Raw genomic sequence first — 17,681 nt, forward strand, 5'->3', positions numbered from 1 at the left:
GATGTCGGATCTTCTTAAAGGCAAACGCGGCCTTATCATGGGCGTGGCCAATGACCGCTCGATCGCGTGGGGCATCGCCAAGGCCATGCACGAAGCGGGCGCCGAACTGGCCTTCACCTATCAGGGCGAAGCATTCGGAAAGCGGCTGGAGCCCTTGGCGCAAAGCCTCGGCAGCGACTTCATGGTCGACGCGGATGTGACCGACGACGAATCGCTGGATCGCGCCTTTAACGAACTAGCTCAGCGTTGGCCGACGATTGATTTCGTGGTCCACGCAATCGCCTATTCGGACAAGTCGGAACTGACCGGCCGGTTCCTGAACACAACGCGGGCGAACTTTAAACATTCGATGGATGTATCGGCCTACTCCTTTATCGAGGTCGCCCGCCGCGCCTATCCCATGATGAAGGACAATGGTGGCACTTTACTGACGCTGACCTATCAGGGCTCGAACCGCGTGGTTCCGAACTACAACGTGATGGGTGTCGCCAAGGCGGCGCTGGAATCGGCTACACGCTATCTGGCCAATGATCTAGGCCCCGAAGGCATTCGCGTGAACGCCATCTCGCCCGGTCCGATGAAAACACTGGCCGGTGCGGCCATCGGTGGCGCACGCAAGACCTACAAGTTCTGCGACCAGAATGCGCCCATGCGCGCGAACGCGACGCTGGAGGCCGTGGGCGGCACTGCTGTGTACTTGGCATCAGAAGCCGGAGCCTGCACCTCGGGCGAGATTATAAAGGTAGATGGCGGGTTCCACGTACTGGGCATGCCGCAGCCAGACTTTATGTGACCCGAGTTTTCCCTGCCGGTGCCAAGATTTGACCATCTTTCACCGGCAAAACAGGCGGCATGAGCAAAGCTGATCATATTGTTGCAAGCAACGCGCGCTCCTCTAGGTCCCGTCGTAAATCGGGTTTTCTAGGGGTACGCGGGCGGATTGCATTGCTGGGCCTAACAACATTGTTAATGTTGTTTGTGTTTTTCACGCAGCCGCAGGTTCGTGCAGAGTTCGAATCCTGGACCAGCCTGATTACAGGCTGATCCTCCCTTCTACGATAGGTCAGTTGACCGAAATAACCTCGACGTCGAAAATCAGATCCTGACCAGCCAATGGATGATTTGCATCCAGCGTCACTGTCGCGTCGTCAGCCTCGACCACGGTGACCGGCAGCACCTGACCTTCAGGCGTCTGCATCTGCAATTGTGATCCTGGTGTCAGGGGAATGTCATCCGGGATACCTTCGCGGGGGATACTTTGCCGCATTTCTGGATTAATCGGTCCATAGGCATCAACGCAGGCAATCTCGACTCGCTTCTTTTCGCCAACCGTCAGACCCGGCATCGCACTGTCCAGACCCGGGATGATCTGGCCCGAGCCCACCACGAACTCCAACGGGTCGCGCCCGTCCGAACTGTCAAAGACGTTTCCGTCCAACAGCGTACCGGTGTAGTGAATGCGAACAGTGTCGCCCTGTTTGATTGCGGTCATTCTGGCCTCCGGCCGTTAAAGAGTTGAACGGCCAACCCTAGGGGCTGACACGTCATTGTAAACCCTTCCCCCTTTCAAGCGACCACCTGTTGTGCAAACCTGCGCCGGATGGATGGAGGGGACACGATGCCGATCACAACATGCGTTTTCGACGCCTATGGCACGCTTTTTGATGTTGCGGCTGCGGCACGACAGGCCGCGGCAGAACCGGGCTTTGAATCACTGCAGGAAAAGTGGCCCGATCTGGCGAATTACTGGCGGCTGAAACAGTTGCAATACACATGGCTGCGCGCCGTTGCCGACGCTCATGCTGATTTTTGGGACGTGACCCAAGATGGGTTGGACTGGGCGCTGGAGGCCACTGGTCTGGACGGCAACGCGACCTTGCGACAGCGCTTGCTGGACCTGTATTGGGAATTGCAGACTTACCCCGAGGTTCCCGCCATGCTAGCCGCTCTGAAAGCTGGCGGCCTTCAGACTGCAATACTGTCGAACGGCTCCCCTCCGATGCTTGACGGAGCGGTCCAATCGGCCGGCATCGGCGATGTACTGGACGATGTTCTGTCGGTCGAAAGTGTCGGCGTCTTCAAACCGCATTCCAAAGTCTATGATCTGGTTCAACAACGTTTCGGATGCGCGCGGGACGAGGTTCTGTTTGTCAGTTCAAACGGGTGGGACGCCGCGGGGGCCAGCGGGTACGGCTTCGTGACCACTTGGGTCAACCGGGCACAGGAGCCGATGGATCGCTTGCCATGGAAGCCTGCGCATGTACTGTCCGACCTGACGACCATTCCCCAAATCGCAGGACTGTAATGCCCTTTTTCACGACCACTGACGGCAAGAAACTATATTTCGAGGACACCGGGTCCGGCGCGCCTGTTTTCTGTCTTGCAGGGCTGACCCGTAACACGCAGGATTTTTCGTTTCTGGCGCCACATATGGCCGATCATCGAATGATCGCGATGGATTACCGGGGGCGGGGACAATCGGATTATGACCCCGACCATGGAAACTACAACGTCTTGCGCGAAGCGCATGACGCCATTGAATTGCTGGATCACCTTGGCCTTGAGCGGGTATCAGTGATCGGAACGTCACGCGGGGGTCTGATCGCCATGGCACTGGCTGCCAGCCACCCGGAGCGTCTGGCCGCAGTTGTGCTTAACGATATTGGCCCTGTCATCGATACGTCGGGTATCGCCAAGATCATGGACTATGTCGGCATACAACCCGTATCAAAGACCTATGACGACGCGGCGCGTGCCCTTCAGCACATGATGCAGGCGCATTTTCCCGGTGTCCCACTGCAAAGGTGGCGACAAATGGCTGAATTCCAGAACGAGGAAACCCCGCAAGGTTTGAAACTGCGCTACGACCCAAACCTGCGCACCGCTCTTCTGGATCAGGCAGCGGCAGGCGCGATACCGGACATGTGGCTGTTCTTTGAAGCTCTGCGAAACATCCCGACCGGTGTTATTCGCGGCGAAAACTCGGACGTGCTAAGCGAGCAGACCCTGGCCGAGATGCATGATCGACATCCGGGGCTGGTCTCTGTCTCGGTTCCAGACCGGGGCCATGCGCCTTTTCTGGATGAACCTGAATCGCTTGATCTGATCCGAAAAACACTGGACGCCCTATGAGCACATTGCAAATGATCGAAGCTGCCGCTGAACGGCTGAAAGGACATGTGCGGGAAACGCCACTGCTATCCTCTCCGTTCATTGATGAACTTGCTGGCCGTCGGGTTCTGGTTAAACCCGAATGCCTGCAGCACACGGGCAGTTTCAAGGTTCGGGGGGCTTGGTCGGCCATCTCCGCATTGGGTGAAGCCGAGCGCGAGAGCGGTGTGATCGCCTATTCGTCGGGCAACCACGCACAGGGGGTAGCGTATGCCGCCGCACAACACGGCATATCCTCCGTCATCATCATGCCCTCGGACGCGCCGCAGTTGAAAATCAACAACACCCGCGCTTTGGGCGGAGAAGTGGTGTTGTACGATCGTGCCAATGAAAGCCGTGAAGAGATCGGCGAAGCCCTTGCAGCCGAGCGTGGCTTGACGCTGATCCGACCCTATGACGAACCACAGGTTATAGCGGGTCAGGGCACGACGGGATTGGAGATCGCCCGGCAAGCCACTGCCCTTGGTGTCACCCAAGCCGACGTTCTTGTCTGCTGCGGCGGAGGCGGGCTGACGTCTGGAATCGCGCTGGCATTGGAGGGTCACGCTCCGGGGCTTCGCCCCCGCCCGTGTGAGCCCGAAGGATTTGACGATGTGAAACGCTCATTGGCGACCGGGCATATTCAGACGAACAAGGCGACATCCGGCAATCTTTGCGATGCGATCCTTACACCGCAGCCCGGCGACCTCACCTTTCCCATCCTGAACCGTTTGTGCGGTCCGGGCCTTTCGGTCACGGAAGAGGAAGCCCTTCGCGCCATGGCCCTAGCATTTTTGCGATTGAAAATAGTGTTGGAGCCAGGCGGCGCTGTGTCGTTGGCTGCCGCTTTGTACCGTGGTACCGAAATTGAAGGCGACTCTGTTATCGTAGTGGCATCTGGCGGCAACGCTGACCCGGAAGTCTTTGGAAAAGCGCTGGAATTCCTGACCTGACAACACAGGACCGATAAGGCAAGGTGCTGGCTTAACGTATGACGAACGGGGATTATGTCATGCAAATTGCAGATTTCGGGGACATAAAGCTCCACTACCGCGAGGATGGCGATCCAAGCGGGCCACCGGTCGTATTCGCCAATTCGCTGGGCACGGATATGCGGCTTTGGGACGCCGTATTGCCTCATCTGCCGGCCGGGCTTCGTCTGATCCGGTATGACAAACGGGGGCACGGGCTGTCTTCTGCACCACCCGCTCCGTATTCTATGGGGGCGCTGGTTCGAGATGCAGAATCCCTGCTGGATCACCTCGAAATCCGGGACTGTGTGTTCGTGGGCCTTTCGATTGGCGGGCTGATCGCACAAGGCTTGGCCGTCAAACGGTTGGACTTGATCCGGGGCTTGGTCTTGTCGAACACCGCGGCCAAAATCGGCACACCAGCGATGTGGCACCAGCGTATGGACGTTATTCGTGAAGGTGGGATCGAAGCGCTGGCAGACGCCACAATGGAACGCTGGTTCTCAAAAGGCTTTCGGGCGACGCCAGATCACCTGTTATGGCGCAACATGATGGCGCGACAACCCGAGGACGGATATTTGGGATGCTGCGCGGCGATTTCAGGCACGGATTTCTATACGCCAACCAGCGGCTTAAGGTTGCCTACACTGGGCATTGCCGGCAGCGAGGATGGCTCAACTCCGCCTGATCTGGTACGAGAAACCATTGATCTTGTCCCCGGCTCTCGTTTTGAACTAATGCGCCGAGCCGGGCATCTGCCCTGTGTCGAGCAACCCCAGGAATACGCAGCGATTCTAAGCCGTTTCCTGGCGGATATCGGGCATATCTGAAGGAGAACAGCATTGGCAGATTTCCTTTTGGTCCATGGCTCATGCCACGGTGCGTGGTGCTGGCGCGATCTGATCCCCGAACTTGCCGCCTTGGGGCATACGGCACGCGCAATCGACATGCCTAGCCACGGTGCGGATCCGACACCGGTTTCCGAGGTGACATTGCAGGGATGCCGCGACGCGGTACTCAAGGCGTGTTCGCCGCAGACGATTGTCGTCGGGCATTCATGGGGCGGCTACCCGATCAGCGCCGCGGCCGAGGCCCAGCCGACAAGGATGCGCGCCTTGGTGTATTTGTGCGCCTACCTTCCCAAGGACGGGATGTCGATGATCGAGATGCGCCGACAGTCCCCTCGTCAGACCATCGGAGATGCAGTGGATAAATCGGCAGATGGTCTATCCTACACGGTCAAGCCCGAGCGGGTTCAGGATCTGTTTTATCACGACTGCCCGGCTGAAACCGTACCCTATGCGCTTTCGCGGCTATGTCCTCAGGCCATTGCGCCGCAAGATGCGCCCCTGCCGCTCAGCGATGCATTCGCGCGCGTATCCAAGGCTTATATCCAAGCCACCGACGACCGCACGATCCCGCCCGAGTATCAAAAGCAGATGAGTTTCGGCGTTCCCGAAGCCATGCGGCATAGCATCGACAGCTCTCACTCTCCGTTCTTTTCCCATCCGGGTCAGCTGGCCGAAATATTGGACAGTATCGCAATTGACTTGCCCCACGAGGGCGGGACGTAAGCCACTTTTCAGCGATAAACTCTGTGGCTAGAGTGCCGGAGTATTCACTCAGCGGTTTCCATGCGTCTTCCCTTTCTCTTTGTCCTGCTCACAGTCATGATCGACGCAATGGGCATTGGGCTGGTTCTGCCGATCATGCCCGAACTCATCGTCGAAGTTCAGGGCGGTACGCTGGCCGGTGCAGCAGTTTGGGGAGGTGTTCTCAGCACTGCCTTTGCGGCAATGCAATTCGTCTTCGGCCCCATCCTCGGCAATCTTTCAGACGCCTATGGGCGCAGGGCAGTTCTGCTGGTGTCATTGTTCGTTATGTCGTTGGACTATGTGGTGATGGCATTGGCGGGCAGTATTTGGCTGCTATTGGTTGGGCGGATTGTCGGCGGAGTCACAGCGGCCACCCACGCCACTGCAGCAGCCTTTATGGCAGATGTTTCCAAACCCGCAGAAAAGGCGGCCAATTTCGGTCTGCTCGGCGCAGCTTTCGGCGTCGGGTTCGTTTTGGGCCCCGTGATCGGCGGCCTGCTGAGCGAATACGGGACCCGTGCGCCCTTCTGGGCAGCCGCTGCATTATCATTGGTGACCTTTGCAATTGGTCTTTTCGTAATGCCCGAAACCGTGACCGACAAAACGCGCAGAGCTTTCAATCTGCGCCGCGCAAACCCGATTAATTCCCTCCGCGCCATTGCGGGATTGCCCGGCATTCGCCCGATGCTGTGGGTCTATTTCCTCTATTCGATCTCAATTTACGTATACCCTGCCATCTGGGCTTATTTCACCACTGAACGGTTTGGGTGGTCCCCCCAGATGATCGGCTTGTCCCTTGGTGTTTATGGAATTGGCATGGCTGCCGTTCAAGGCGGGTTGATCCGGCCAGCTACCCGGTATCTGGGCGAAAGAGGAACGATCATCTACGGCATGGTCATCGAGATTATCAGCTTCGCTATTCTGGCGTTTCTGACAAGTGGTCTGATCGCATTGCTGATGATCCCTCTCACCGCGTTGGGTGCGGTTGTGACCCCCGCCTTGCAAGCGATGATGTCCAAGGCTACGCCGGACAGCCAGCAAGGCGAGTTGCAGGGCGTCCTTACCTCACTGCATGCCCTATCGATGGTGATTTCCCCCTTGCTGATGACCAGCGTCTTTGCGCAGTTTGCCAGACCAGATACGGGACTTTATCTGCCGGGTGCCCCTTTCTTGCTGGCCATGGTCTTGATGGTCGTCGGCTTTGCAGCCTTTCTGAAAGCAAAACCCAAAAAAGTGTAACAGCGACACCGCTGTGACGGATTCCACCTTGCAGCCTGCAATCCGGCGCGCCACCGTGACCCAAAGGAAATGAGGGAAGAGATGCAAACAATCAAAGCCGCCGTCTGCCGGGCCTTCGGTGACCCCTTGGTCATCGAGGACATCCAAATCGCGCCACCTCAAACGGGCGAGGTCGAAGTCACTCTGGACGCGGTCGCGATCTGCCACTCGGATATATCCTACGCAAGCGGTGCTTGGGGTGGGTTCCTGCCTGCCGTTTATGGGCACGAGGCCGCGGGCGTCATTACTGCGGTTGGTCCGGCAGTTGGGGGCTTTGCCATCGGCGACCCGGTTGTCGTCACCCTCATCCGCGCCTGCGGATCCTGCCCGTCTTGTGCAGGCGGCAACCCAACGATTTGCGAAACGCCATATGACACCGTTAAAGGGCCGCTGCGCACAGCCGACGGTGGACCGCTGGAACAGGCCATGGCCTGCGGTGCCTTTGCCGAAAAAGTTGTGGTCAGCCACCGTCAGATCGTGAAAATCCCGTCAGACATGCCCAAGGATGTAGCTAGCCTATTGTCCTGCGGTGTGATCACCGGCGTGGGTGCCGCGGTGAACGCCGCCGGTTTGCGTCCAGGGCAGGACGTGGTCGTGATCGGTGCTGGCGGCGTGGGGCTAAACGCCATTCAAGGCGCGCGTATCGCCGGAGCGCGGCGCATTGTGGCCGTCGACATGACCGAAGATAAGTTGGACATCGCTGCAGAGTTCGGTGCGACGCATGGTGTCTTGGCGACGTCGAAGTCACCATGGAAGGACGCCTACAAAGCCTTGGGCGGGCGTGGGGCCGACGCCGTGCTGATCACGGTGGGCGCCATCCCAGCCTACGATCAGGCACCCCGCTATCTTGGACCCGGTGGGAAGGCTGTCATGATCGGGATGCCTCATTCAGGTGATCAGTCAAGCTATGAACCCGTTATCCTTGCAGCGCTAGGGCAAGGCCTGATCGGATCGAAGATGGGCGACGTGGTCATACAGCGCGATATTCCCTGGATGATTGACTTGTATGAACAGGGGCGGCTGAAACTGGACGAGCTGATCTCAGGCCGGTGGTCGTTGTCGCAGATCAACGAGGCGATCGCAGACACCAAAACCGGTTCGGCCAAGCGAAACGTGATCATGTTCGACAAAGCCTGAGGCAAACGACCGGAGGAGACGCCATGAAGCTGCAGGACCTCGACATCATTGTGACCGCTCCGCCGGCACCCGGTTGGGGCGGGCGCTATTGGATATTGGTCAAAGTCACGACCGACACAGGCATAACCGGTTGGGGCGAATGCTATGCTTCATCTGTAGGCCCTGATGCTATGCGCCACGTCATTCGGGACGTCTTTGAGCGTCACATGCAGGGCGAAAACCCCGAAAACATCGAGCTTATGTTCCGCCGCGCCTATTCCAGCGGCTTTACACAACGACCCGATCTGACAGTTATGGGCGCGTTTTCGGGGCTCGAGATCGCGTGCTGGGACATTCTGGGCAAAGATCGCGACCGTCCCGTCTACGCTCTGCTGGGTGGGCTGGTGAATGATCGGATCCGCGCCTATACCTATCTGTACCCCCTACCCCAGCATAATCTTAACGACTTTTGGACTGCACCTGATCAGGCAGCTGAATGCGCTGCTGAAATGGTTCGACGCGGCTTTACAGCGGTCAAGTTCGACCCTGCCGGGCCTTATACAATACGCGGCGGGCATATGCCTGCAATGTCCGATATCTCGATGTCTGTCGCCTTCTGCAAGGCCATCCGTGAGGCCGTGGGCGACAAGGCAGATCTGCTGTTCGGAACCCATGGCCAATTCAACACCGCCGGTGCGATCCGCCTGGGTCAGGCGCTAGAGACATATTCGCCACTGTGGTTCGAAGAACCCACACCCCCCGACATGATCGAGGACATGGCCCGCGTTGCCCGCAATGTCCGAATTCCTGTGGCAACAGGCGAACGGATGACCACGAAGGCCGAATTCGGAGCCGTCCTGCGCGCTGGCGCAGCCGAGATTCTTCAACCTGCACTGGGCCGTGCCGGTGGCATCTGGGAAATGAAGAAAGTCGCTGCAATGGCCGAGGTCTTTAACGTACAAATGGCTCCGCACTTATACGCGGGGCCGGTGGAATGGGCCGCGAATATTCATCTGGCGGCTTCGATCCCAAATCTGCTTTTGCTGGAAACGATCGAGACCCCATTTCACGACGCCCTGATCAAAAGCAAGTTGCGCGTTGAAAACGGCTTTGTAACGGCACCTACGGCTGCAGGCTTGGGCATCGATGTCGACGAAGACTTGGCGCGGGCGCATCCTTTCACAGGTGACGGATTACACCTTCAGATGCAGGAAGAGCCCTGCAATTACGTCGACGGCAATGCGTTTCAGGGCGGTGCCCCTGCAACCGAGGGGTGACAAACTGCTGCGGTTTGGGGCATATTACCTTGACCCCCTATCGCAAGCAGGCCCCCACGTGACACTTAAGGAAAAAGACGCTCAGGATCAGGACAGCGCCCTTTCAGATATGCAAGAGAGCGCCGCGCATGCCGCTGCGTTCTTGAAAATTCTGGCCCATGAAGGCCGCCTGATGATCCTTTGCCATTTGGGCGAAGGTGAGAAATCAGTAGGTGAGCTTGAGAACCTGCTGAATATCCGACAAGCCGCCGTCAGCCAGATGCTGGCGCGATTGCGCGGCGAGGGGCTGGTGTCGACCCGGCGCGAGGGGAAAACGATCTACTATTCGTTGCAGGACGGAAACACAGCCCAAATGATTGGTTTGCTTTACGACCTGTTCTGTAAACCGCAAGACTAGTTTGACACATACCCTGCAATCACCTGCATCAGCTTAAAGGCCGTGGCGGCATCGTTTTCGACAACGGCCAAGAACTCTTCTTCCCCGATCCGCAGGCAGGACAGGTTCGTCTCGGCAAGCATGCTCAGTGCGCGCGGCTCTTTGCGGATCAGGCCCAGCTCTCCGACCAGCGCTCCTGCACCAACTTTTGTGATCAACTGATCCGGTCCGTCAGGTTGTGGCAGATACAGACCCGCCTCGCCTTCCAACACCACATAGGCCCCATCTGTGGGTTGGTCGTCCTTGAGGAACACAACCTCGCCAGGCTTGGCATCAAACCAGCGGGCACCAAAGGCCAAAAGGCGCAGCTGACGACGGTCAAGACCCGAAAACAGCGGCGTCTGCTCAAGAGCGCGCAGCTTGCGCGCCAAGTCGGCCGAGGCTGCACTGTCTTCTTCCACGTCTGCAGGTCCTTCATCTGAAACCACCCGACCTTGCCGGATTTCGACATACATGTCGAATACATCCGGATTGTCATACTGATCGTTCAGATAAATGACGGTCGTCTCCGGCAGCAAAGAGCGTATATTCTTATAGACCGCCACCTGCGTGGCCATGTCATAGCTGGCCAGCGCATTGTCCAAAATCAGGATATCCGGTTTCTTTATCGTCGCGCGCGTGAACGAGAGCGGCTCGGCAAAAACCGCCGGCAGATTCTGACCACCCAGGGCCACCGGAACGTCATAGATCAATTCGACCACCTGTGGCCGTGCCCCGTTGCGGTCAAGAACATCCACGATCAGTTTGCGCACCTCATCTGAACGCGCACCCCCAATCTGGCTGACCTTGCCGAACAGCGCATTCTCCATCACCGTCAGGCCGGGCGCAAATTCTTCGGCATTCAGTGGCACAAACACGTCGTGCAAAGCCTCAAGCAGTTTATGCGAATGACTGTGACGCAGTTCAAGGATGCGGTTTTTCAGTTCATCTGAAAATGCCGGACCGATTTGCTCGGCCGAAATCACAACGGGAACGGCAAGCAGGTTAGCAAGCTGTTCGTCATTCAGACCCGAGACCCCCTCATCCCGCGTCTGCTCCAGCAATTCTATCGCGCTTTCATAAGTCTGTGCTTCAAGGCCCAGCTTTCGAAACAGCGGATGGTCTGTGCCGTCCAGACCAAAGATCTGCCGCAGCATATCCACCACATCGCGCGTCAGGTTGACCAGTGTCTCGTCCAGGCCCAGTTCTCGCAGCTCTCCCAAAAAGACAGGTTGGCGGGCCAGCAAGTCCTGCGTCACAGGCACACGCGGGGTCGCGAACAGCAGGTTTTCGGCAACGGGTAAGGCAGGATTGTAGCAGCACCAGTCGAAGATCAGGGCCTGCTGTTCAAGCCCGGCATCTCGCACCGCCTGCTGTACGAGGGGTCGCAATTCAATAAGCTTCCGGGCCAGATCCTGATGTTCGTCCGGTTCAAAGACCTGTTCTGCACCACGTTGGAAAAGCGCCGCGCCCGAGCCCATGCCGTCGATCAGATGCAGCCACCAGTCGCGCAGAGATTCGGCGTTTTCAACACCAGCCCGCGAAGGGTCAAGCCATTCGGCTCTGTAGGGATCGTCGCTATTCCCTGCCCGCCGGGTCTCTGCAAAGTCATGATCTTCGACCCCGCCTGTCACCGGCTTGAACCTCATCGGCATCATAACGTTGTCGCCCAACGAGCCTTGAAACATCACCGGACGCGAAGACGCGTATCCAACTCGTGCAGCAACGACGCCTTGGTGCAGGTCGGCCATGTTTTCCGCCCCGATTTCAACCCGCCCGGACGAAGGCATGATCTCGCGCGTCAGCAATTCTGCCAGGGCGCGCCGATCTTCTTCGCTGGGGGCTGCGACGCCGATGGTTTTTCCACCGGGAAAGGTCAGGTTCAGGTCATCAAGAACCTGATTGCCGTCCATATCCCGGACCGAGACGTGATCCAGTGCTATATCGCCGTTCAGGCGCGGCGTGCTGTCTGGTTCGCCTTCAAACAGTTTTTCGTCAACCATCCCCGCGGGTGCAAACCGTTCAACCACTACGTCCCAGCGCAATGACATGTCCTGAGTCTGATTGTAGTAGGTCAGCAGCTCTTTCCACGGAGAGCTCAGGTCCTTGTAGGCCGCCAGCGCCGCGACAAGCGCACCCAGCGAGACCGAGCCCTGTAGAACCAGCAAACCGCCGACCAGATAAAACAAGAACGGCGTCAGTTGCGAAATGAAGTTGTTGATGAACTTCATAAAGAACTTTTTCTGGTAAATCTCGAAACGGATGCTGAACAGCCGCCCCAGCTGGTCCGAGATCATCGCACGACGATACCGCCACCCCCCATTCGTGCGCAGCGTCGACGCGCCCGCCGCGTTTTCCCCGATTTGGGCGGCCAGAATACGAACTTCTTGAATCCGGCTTTTGTTTAACAGGTTGATCTGGCGTTGCAGCTTGGGGATCAACCAGGCCTGCACCGGGATTAAGGCAACCGCGGCAAGGCCGAACCAGACACTTTGCAGAAACAGGAAAGACAGGATGGTGATCATCTGCCCGGCCTGCAGCACGGGTTGGCTAATCGCGTCCCCCATCAGCCCACCCATCGGCTCGCTTTCGGCAGTGATCATCGAGACCATCTCACCCTGGCTGACGCGCTCGAAATAAGGTTGGGGAAAGCGCAGCGCGCGACTGATTAGTTGATACCGGAAACGACGCAGCATCCGCTCGCTCAGAACGCCTTTCATCGTGTTGATCCGCATTTTCATCAGGCCGTGGGCCAGAACCGCAGCCAGAAACGCGAAACACAGGATGATCAGGAAGGTGGTCTGCGGCAACTGATAGCCCATCACGTTCACCACCGAGCTTCCGGCCCCGATCGCATCGTTGATGATCCGTTTTGGCAATTCCAGCGTCAGGTAAAGCAGAGGAAACAGCGTCGCAGTCACGGCCAGCAAGATCAACTGATCGCGTTTGGAGTATTTCCAAATAAAGCGGAAAATCGTGCGTTCTATGGAACCTGCCCCTGTTGCGGATCACTGACCCGATCTTGGCGACATTGTCGCAAATCCAATGGTTTGAATTTACCGCAATCGTAGCCAGCGACGCAAACAGTTTCCAATTTGATCAGATTTTCGCCGAATGTGAACAAGTTCATTTGCGCAACCACAAGTTACCGCCTAGTGTTTATATCAGGACGATGTCGGGAGGATTAATTTGCCTGCCAATTTAGGCGCAGTGTTTTTGATGCTCTGCTTATTGCAGATCAAACATATGTTTGCGGACTATTACCTCCAAACGCCGAAAATGCTGGCGGGACGCGGGGAATATTTTCATATGGGACGCGCACAACATGCGGCAGTGCATGTTGTGGGGTCCGTCATTGTTTTCCTACTATTTGGCTCGCCTTGGGCATTTATTCTTATCATCGCCGCGCTGGAATGGATCGTTCATTTCAATATTGATTTCGCAAAGGCCAGCTATTCCGACAAAAAGCAACTAATGCCAACGCAAGCGGCCTTTTGGCGCGCGGCCGGGCTGGATCAGTGCCTGCACAATCTAACCTATGTCGCAATGGTCTGGGCCTGGGTGAAATTCGCAGCTTAGGCGACCTTACCCAACGCACTCTGCCGGTAAGCTGACAGCCACATCTTGTCCAGTTCATCTATTCGGTCGGTGTCAAACGCATCCGAATGCTCCCAATAGCGACCCGACGGCACGTAGTAACCCAGCTCTTTTTCACGCTGCAATGCCGCACTCATCCCATGCGTGCACGGAAGATCGACCGAACCAAGCGATGTCGAAGCGACCGAAGGATAGACCAGCCTGCTTTCCCCGTTGGAAAGCCGCACGATCCGACATCCCTGAGCAGCACCGAACAACCCAAGCCGAGCCGACTTTGCTTCAAGCGACCTGAGCGAAACGTCAGCGCGCAAAGGATCGGCCGCCCCGGTTCCATAGAAATGTGTCTTTCCAGCGCTGGGGTATACCATATCACAGCCGAAATATGCCAACACAGAGGGTCGAAGCGCAGCCAGTGCCCAGTACCCTGCGGTAAAGGCCATCGTGCCGCCCGCGTAGACGAACCCACCATAGTCATTTTGCAAAGGTACGTAGTCTGCGGCACCAACAATGGATTGACTGCTAAGCGCCGCGGCGGGTCGGTTCTCGACCGGGAAGTCCTCGGGGTGGATCAGTACATCCCAATCATTACGAATACGCCAGGCGTTGTTGATCGCAACTATGTGCGTAAATGGCGAACGCTCCCAATCTTTCGCTGCAACGGCAGCCGGCGCGCTTCCAAGAATCAAAACTCGGGTCTGAGTATCGGTCATTCTGGGGTCCGCCTTGTTGCAGTCCCCAGAAAGGTTAGAGCGTTTTACGCGTTAAACTACCCCAAAACTGAAAAACTGCTTTCCTCGTTGATCGGGCGTTTCCGGGAATAGAACCCCACGTCGATCACGCGATTGATATAGGGCAACGTAAACTGCAGCGGTTGGGCGTCATGATCGGCGCCACCTTCGACATAGTCTATCAGAGCAGCCATCATCTTGCCGGCAATCGGCGCGTTCTTGTATTGGTTCCCGCTTGTGCCGCAGGCCATGTAGAACCCCGGCAGGCTGGATTTGTCATAGATCGGAATCCAGTCGGTCGAGGCGTCATATAGGTCCACCACACCACGCGTCTTAGACGGGATGCCCAGGCTAGGAACCCGCTGGGCATAGCGCATCGCCTGCGTGGTCCATTGGTCGGTGAAATCACGGTTGTAGTTGACATCATCCTCGCACCACTGATGCGGATCGCACTCCGGGTCTTCCGAGCCCACAAGGATGTGGTTGCCATGCTCGGGGCGGCAATACAGCGCGATGTCGCTGTCCGAGACGATGGTGCCATCGTTTTCAAAATCGAACCCTTCGGGCGCAGGCACATGCACGACCTCTTGCCGAAGAGGGCGCGTCTCGATGGTCATATCATCCAGCACCCCTGCCATACCATTGATGATGGCCGACCCCGGCCCGGCCACATTCACTACCACCTTGGCACGGATCTCCTCACCATTGGCCAGCTTGACCCCAGCTACGCGCCCGGCCTCCGTCAGAATTTCAACCACCTCGGCCCCCGTTCGCACCTCGGCCCCGTGCTGTTTGGCGGCATCCATCAGGTTCTGCGCCGACAATGCCGGATCAGTCACATAGCCTGCCTGTGGCCAAAACACTCCGCCTTGCATCTTCCGTCCGTTGGACTGGCCAAACTCAGGATCGTCCATGCGTTTTGGCGGTGTGAAACTGTCCATGGAATAGACGGGCAAGCGCTCGGTGATCTTCTCGGGTGTCCATTCCTCGAACGGGCAATCCAGATCCGCGCTGTTAACCATGTGTTTTTCCAACATCCCGTTGGCCTCGGTCTTCATCACCAGGCACCCGGTCTCGCGGAACTGCGCCAGATTGGCGTTTTCTGGCAAGCCCAGATACGCGGCCCAGTCGCGCCAATAGTGATAGCCCTCCCACGCAAAAGCGGTGCCATCAAAGGTGGAGTAATGCATCCGAATAATCGCGCATGACCCAGCGGTTGAGCCATGCCCAACCTGCGTATTGCGATCCAGTGACAAGGTTTTCCACCCGGCCTTGGCCATCTCGAACGCGATAGCTGCGCCGATCACGCCTGTTCCGATGATGATTGCTTCTGGTTGGGTCATGACGGATCTCCTGTCCAGTAGCGCCGGGAATAGGCGCTGAATTCCTCGATCTCTTCACGGCGCGGCTCAACCCCAGTGAAGACAAACAAATAATGCGGCACCATGGCGATCCGCACAGACATGGGTTCGTTCAGTTGCGCCAGATCGTATCCGATCTGCATGTAATACAGCACGCGGGCTCGGGTCTCAGCCTCGACCTCGGGATAGCCATAGCGCGCGAACATGGCGTGCAAAGCCTCCAGCCGCCGCGCATCCGACTGATCCAGCGCACGACGCACTTTGCCCGATTTACGCGCCCAGTCGCGGATGGCGAAATCCAGCGCGGTGTCGAACAGATCGGTGTTCACCACGCAGCGATGCACATTGCACACCGCGCCCGTGATCGTGTCTGCCGGGGCCTCGGCCTGACGGATCAACCCAGCGGTGTTGGTCGCCTGCCAGCGTGCCAACAACGCGTCCAGCAGCTCTTGCCGCGATTTGAAATACCAATAGAACGAAGACCGCGATACCGCCATCCGCTCGGCCAGATTCAGCACCTTGATCTGGTCGATCCCGTCCGAGATCAGGACGTCCATCGCCACGTTCAACCAGTCGTCGCGCGTGACCTTTATGTTACCCACCAGAGGCTCGGCCTCGGGGTCGTCGCGGTGCAGGATCGGTTTGCTCATTCAACTCTCGGGCGGCGCGCCGCCCTCCTCTGTGCGTCGGGCAATGAAGTCGTGCAGATCGCCCAGCCGGTCAGAGTTCTGAACGGGGGATTCGAAATTGGCAAGGATGTCCTTCCAGACCCCGGTCGCGCGATGGTTGGCATCGACCGATCCGCGTTCCGTCCAGGTGCCGAAATTGGCATAGTCGTGCAGATGGGGTTGGTAGAACTCGGTGTTATAGCGCTCCATTGTCTGACTGGTGGCAAAGAAATGCCCGCTGGGGTCGACCTCACGCAGGGCACTTTCGAACCCGATCTCGGAGGCACCGGCCTGCGCGCCATTGCACAGCTCGGCCACCATGTTCAGCACTTCGGCATCGCTGACCAGTTTTTCGTAGGATACGGTCAAGCCGCCTTCGAGCCACCCGGCCGAGTGGATGATCACGGTTGCCCCGGCCATCAGACAGCCCCACAGGCCGAACTGGTTTTCATTCGCCGCCTGTACGTCGTTGATGTTCGAGGCCGAGCCTGCAGCCGAGCGCCACGGAAGGCCCAGATGCCGCGCCAACTGCCCCGCCGCCAAGGACGCCTGAAAGTGCGAAGGCGTCCCGAAGGCAGGCGCGCCCGATTTCATGTCTACGTTACTTGTGAACGTCCCATAACACACCGGTGCGCCGGGGTTGGCGAGCTGCGTCAGGGTCAGCGCGGCCAGCGCCTCGGCATGGGACAGAGTGATAGCGCCCGCCACGGTGATCGGAGCCATCGCGCCCATTAGCGTGAACGGTGTGATGATCGAGATTTGGCCGTGCCGCGCAAAGTCGATCAACCCTTGCGCCATCGGAATATCCAGCGTGCGCGGGCTGTTGGTGTTGATGATCGTATAACAATGCGCGTTACCCCGGAATTCGTCATCCGAAAGCCCTCGTGCGATAGACAGCATCTCAAAACTGTCCAAAACCTGCGGTTTTCCACGCGAGAAGAAGAAAGGGAACTTGTCCGTCAGCTCCATCTGCGCGCGCGTCGTGAAGTAGTGTCGCACGTTGGTCGGCACGTCCTGCGGTTCGACCAGGGGCGAGATCATCTGGAACACGTCGAAATGATGGGTGAGCTTCAGGAATTCCAGATAGTCGCGTCCCGATCCCGGCCGCCGCCCGCGTTCTAGATCGGTGGCGTTGGGGGCCGCAGCACCAGGTTGAAAGACCAACGATCCCAGTTCCAGCGTGAAATCCCGATGCCGCGCCCCTGCCCGGCAAGCGATGGATTTGGGGGCCGAGGCGACAGCGGCCTCGACCATATCCTTGCCAATAAACACCATCTCGGTGTCTTCATCGACCTTGGCCCCTGCCTTGGCGAACAACGTCCGCGCTTCGGGCAGCAGCACCTTGATGCCCAGTTCCTGCAACAGACGTAAGGACGACGCGTGCATGTCGGCGATCTGATCCGCCGAGAACACCTCCATCGGCGGAAACGGGTTTCTGAGCTGGCGGTAATTCACATCCCGTTTGGGCGCGGGGGCGGCCTCGGTCCCCCGTCCCCGCCTGCGTCTGCCACGTTGAGCTTCCATG

At 58.0% G+C, this 17,681-nt stretch carries 17 protein-coding genes; 11 read left to right on the forward strand and 6 right to left on the reverse strand.

All coding sequences use genetic code 11. The features are described 5' to 3' along the window. The first annotated feature begins 1 nt into the window (after position 1). Positions 2–793, forward strand: coding sequence for an enoyl-ACP reductase FabI (locus ABWV79_RS05040; protein ID WP_353390711.1), 792 nt, complete (start codon positions 2–4; stop codon positions 791–793). A 270-nt stretch (positions 794–1,063) separates the two neighbouring features. On the opposite strand, the gene ABWV79_RS05045 is transcribed toward ABWV79_RS05040, so the two are convergent. Then, positions 1,064–1,492: an FKBP-type peptidyl-prolyl cis-trans isomerase gene (locus tag ABWV79_RS05045; protein WP_170354841.1), complete on the reverse strand. Its 429-nt coding sequence runs from the start codon at positions 1,490–1,492 to the stop codon at positions 1,064–1,066. 126 nt (positions 1,493–1,618) lie between these two features. On the opposite strand from ABWV79_RS05045, the gene ABWV79_RS05050 reads away from it, so the two are divergent. The 9 genes from ABWV79_RS05050 to ABWV79_RS05090 all read left to right on the forward strand — a co-directional run bounded on the left by ABWV79_RS05050 (position 1,619) and on the right by ABWV79_RS05090 (position 9,784). Further along, positions 1,619–2,305, forward strand: coding sequence for a haloacid dehalogenase type II (locus tag ABWV79_RS05050; RefSeq protein WP_353390712.1), 687 nt, complete (start codon positions 1,619–1,621; stop codon positions 2,303–2,305). Then, a complete protein-coding gene (locus tag ABWV79_RS05055; RefSeq protein ID WP_353390713.1) occupies positions 2,305–3,132 on the forward strand; it encodes an alpha/beta fold hydrolase in 828 nt (275 codons plus the stop codon). The genes ABWV79_RS05050 and ABWV79_RS05055 overlap by 1 nt, the downstream gene beginning before the upstream one ends. Next, positions 3,129–4,103, forward strand: coding sequence for a threonine ammonia-lyase (locus ABWV79_RS05060; RefSeq protein WP_353390714.1), 975 nt, complete (start codon positions 3,129–3,131; stop codon positions 4,101–4,103). The genes ABWV79_RS05055 and ABWV79_RS05060 overlap by 4 nt, the downstream gene beginning before the upstream one ends. 59 nt (positions 4,104–4,162) lie before the next feature. Further along, positions 4,163–4,951, forward strand: coding sequence for a 3-oxoadipate enol-lactonase (pcaD, locus tag ABWV79_RS05065; RefSeq protein ID WP_353390715.1), 789 nt, complete (start codon positions 4,163–4,165; stop codon positions 4,949–4,951). Between the two features lie 12 nt (positions 4,952–4,963). Then, positions 4,964–5,695: an alpha/beta fold hydrolase gene (locus ABWV79_RS05070; protein WP_353390717.1), complete on the forward strand. Its 732-nt coding sequence runs from the start codon at positions 4,964–4,966 to the stop codon at positions 5,693–5,695. Positions 5,696–5,755: 60 nt separating this feature from the next. Further along, a complete protein-coding gene (locus ABWV79_RS05075; protein ID WP_353390718.1) occupies positions 5,756–6,955 on the forward strand; it encodes a TCR/Tet family MFS transporter in 1,200 nt (399 codons plus the stop codon). An 81-nt stretch (positions 6,956–7,036) separates the two neighbouring features. Then, the gene (locus tag ABWV79_RS05080; RefSeq protein ID WP_353390719.1) at positions 7,037–8,131 is read left to right on the forward strand and encodes a Zn-dependent alcohol dehydrogenase; all 1,095 of its coding nucleotides are present in this window, start codon (positions 7,037–7,039) and stop codon (positions 8,129–8,131) included. A gap of 23 nt (positions 8,132–8,154) precedes the next feature. Continuing rightward, on the forward strand, positions 8,155–9,387 hold the full coding sequence (locus ABWV79_RS05085) for a mandelate racemase/muconate lactonizing enzyme family protein (RefSeq protein WP_353390720.1): 1,233 nt from the start codon (positions 8,155–8,157) through the stop codon (positions 9,385–9,387). 109 nt (positions 9,388–9,496) lie between these two features. Beyond that, a complete protein-coding gene (locus ABWV79_RS05090) occupies positions 9,497–9,784 on the forward strand; it encodes an ArsR/SmtB family transcription factor (protein WP_170355056.1) in 288 nt (95 codons plus the stop codon). Here the strand turns inward: ABWV79_RS05090 and ABWV79_RS05095 are convergent. After that, complete coding sequence (locus ABWV79_RS05095) at positions 9,781–12,777, reverse strand: cyclic nucleotide-binding domain-containing protein (RefSeq protein WP_502949849.1); 2,997 nt, start codon at positions 12,775–12,777, stop codon at positions 9,781–9,783. The genes ABWV79_RS05090 and ABWV79_RS05095 overlap by 4 nt on opposite strands. Positions 12,778–13,021: 244 nt before the next feature. Here ABWV79_RS05095 and ABWV79_RS05100 point away from each other — a divergent pair, with 244 nt between their 5' ends. Beyond that, positions 13,022–13,381: a DUF3307 domain-containing protein gene (locus ABWV79_RS05100; protein ID WP_170355054.1), complete on the forward strand. Its 360-nt coding sequence runs from the start codon at positions 13,022–13,024 to the stop codon at positions 13,379–13,381. Here ABWV79_RS05100 and ABWV79_RS05105 read toward each other — a convergent pair. Genes ABWV79_RS05105 through ABWV79_RS05120 form a run of 4 tightly spaced genes read right to left on the reverse strand, consistent with a single transcriptional unit; the run spans position 13,378 to position 17,680 of the window. Then, on the reverse strand, positions 13,378–14,109 hold the full coding sequence (locus ABWV79_RS05105) for a hypothetical protein (protein ID WP_353390722.1): 732 nt from the start codon (positions 14,107–14,109) through the stop codon (positions 13,378–13,380). The genes ABWV79_RS05100 and ABWV79_RS05105 overlap by 4 nt on opposite strands. A 56-nt stretch (positions 14,110–14,165) precedes the next feature. Next, positions 14,166–15,470, reverse strand: a complete 1,305-nt coding sequence (locus ABWV79_RS05110; protein WP_353390723.1) for an NAD(P)/FAD-dependent oxidoreductase — start codon at positions 15,468–15,470, stop codon at positions 14,166–14,168. Further along, positions 15,467–16,138, reverse strand: a complete 672-nt coding sequence (locus tag ABWV79_RS05115; protein WP_170354830.1) for a TetR/AcrR family transcriptional regulator — start codon at positions 16,136–16,138, stop codon at positions 15,467–15,469. The genes ABWV79_RS05110 and ABWV79_RS05115 overlap by 4 nt, the downstream gene beginning before the upstream one ends. Beyond that, entirely contained in the window at positions 16,139–17,680 is a 1,542-nt protein-coding gene (locus ABWV79_RS05120; protein ID WP_353390725.1) for a trimethylamine methyltransferase family protein, read from the reverse strand. Position 17,681 lies beyond the last annotated feature (1 nt).

The organism is Ruegeria sp. HU-ET01832 (assembly GCF_040371315.1).
GTDB classification, from domain to species: domain Bacteria; phylum Pseudomonadota; class Alphaproteobacteria; order Rhodobacterales; family Rhodobacteraceae; genus Ruegeria; species Ruegeria lacuscaerulensis_A.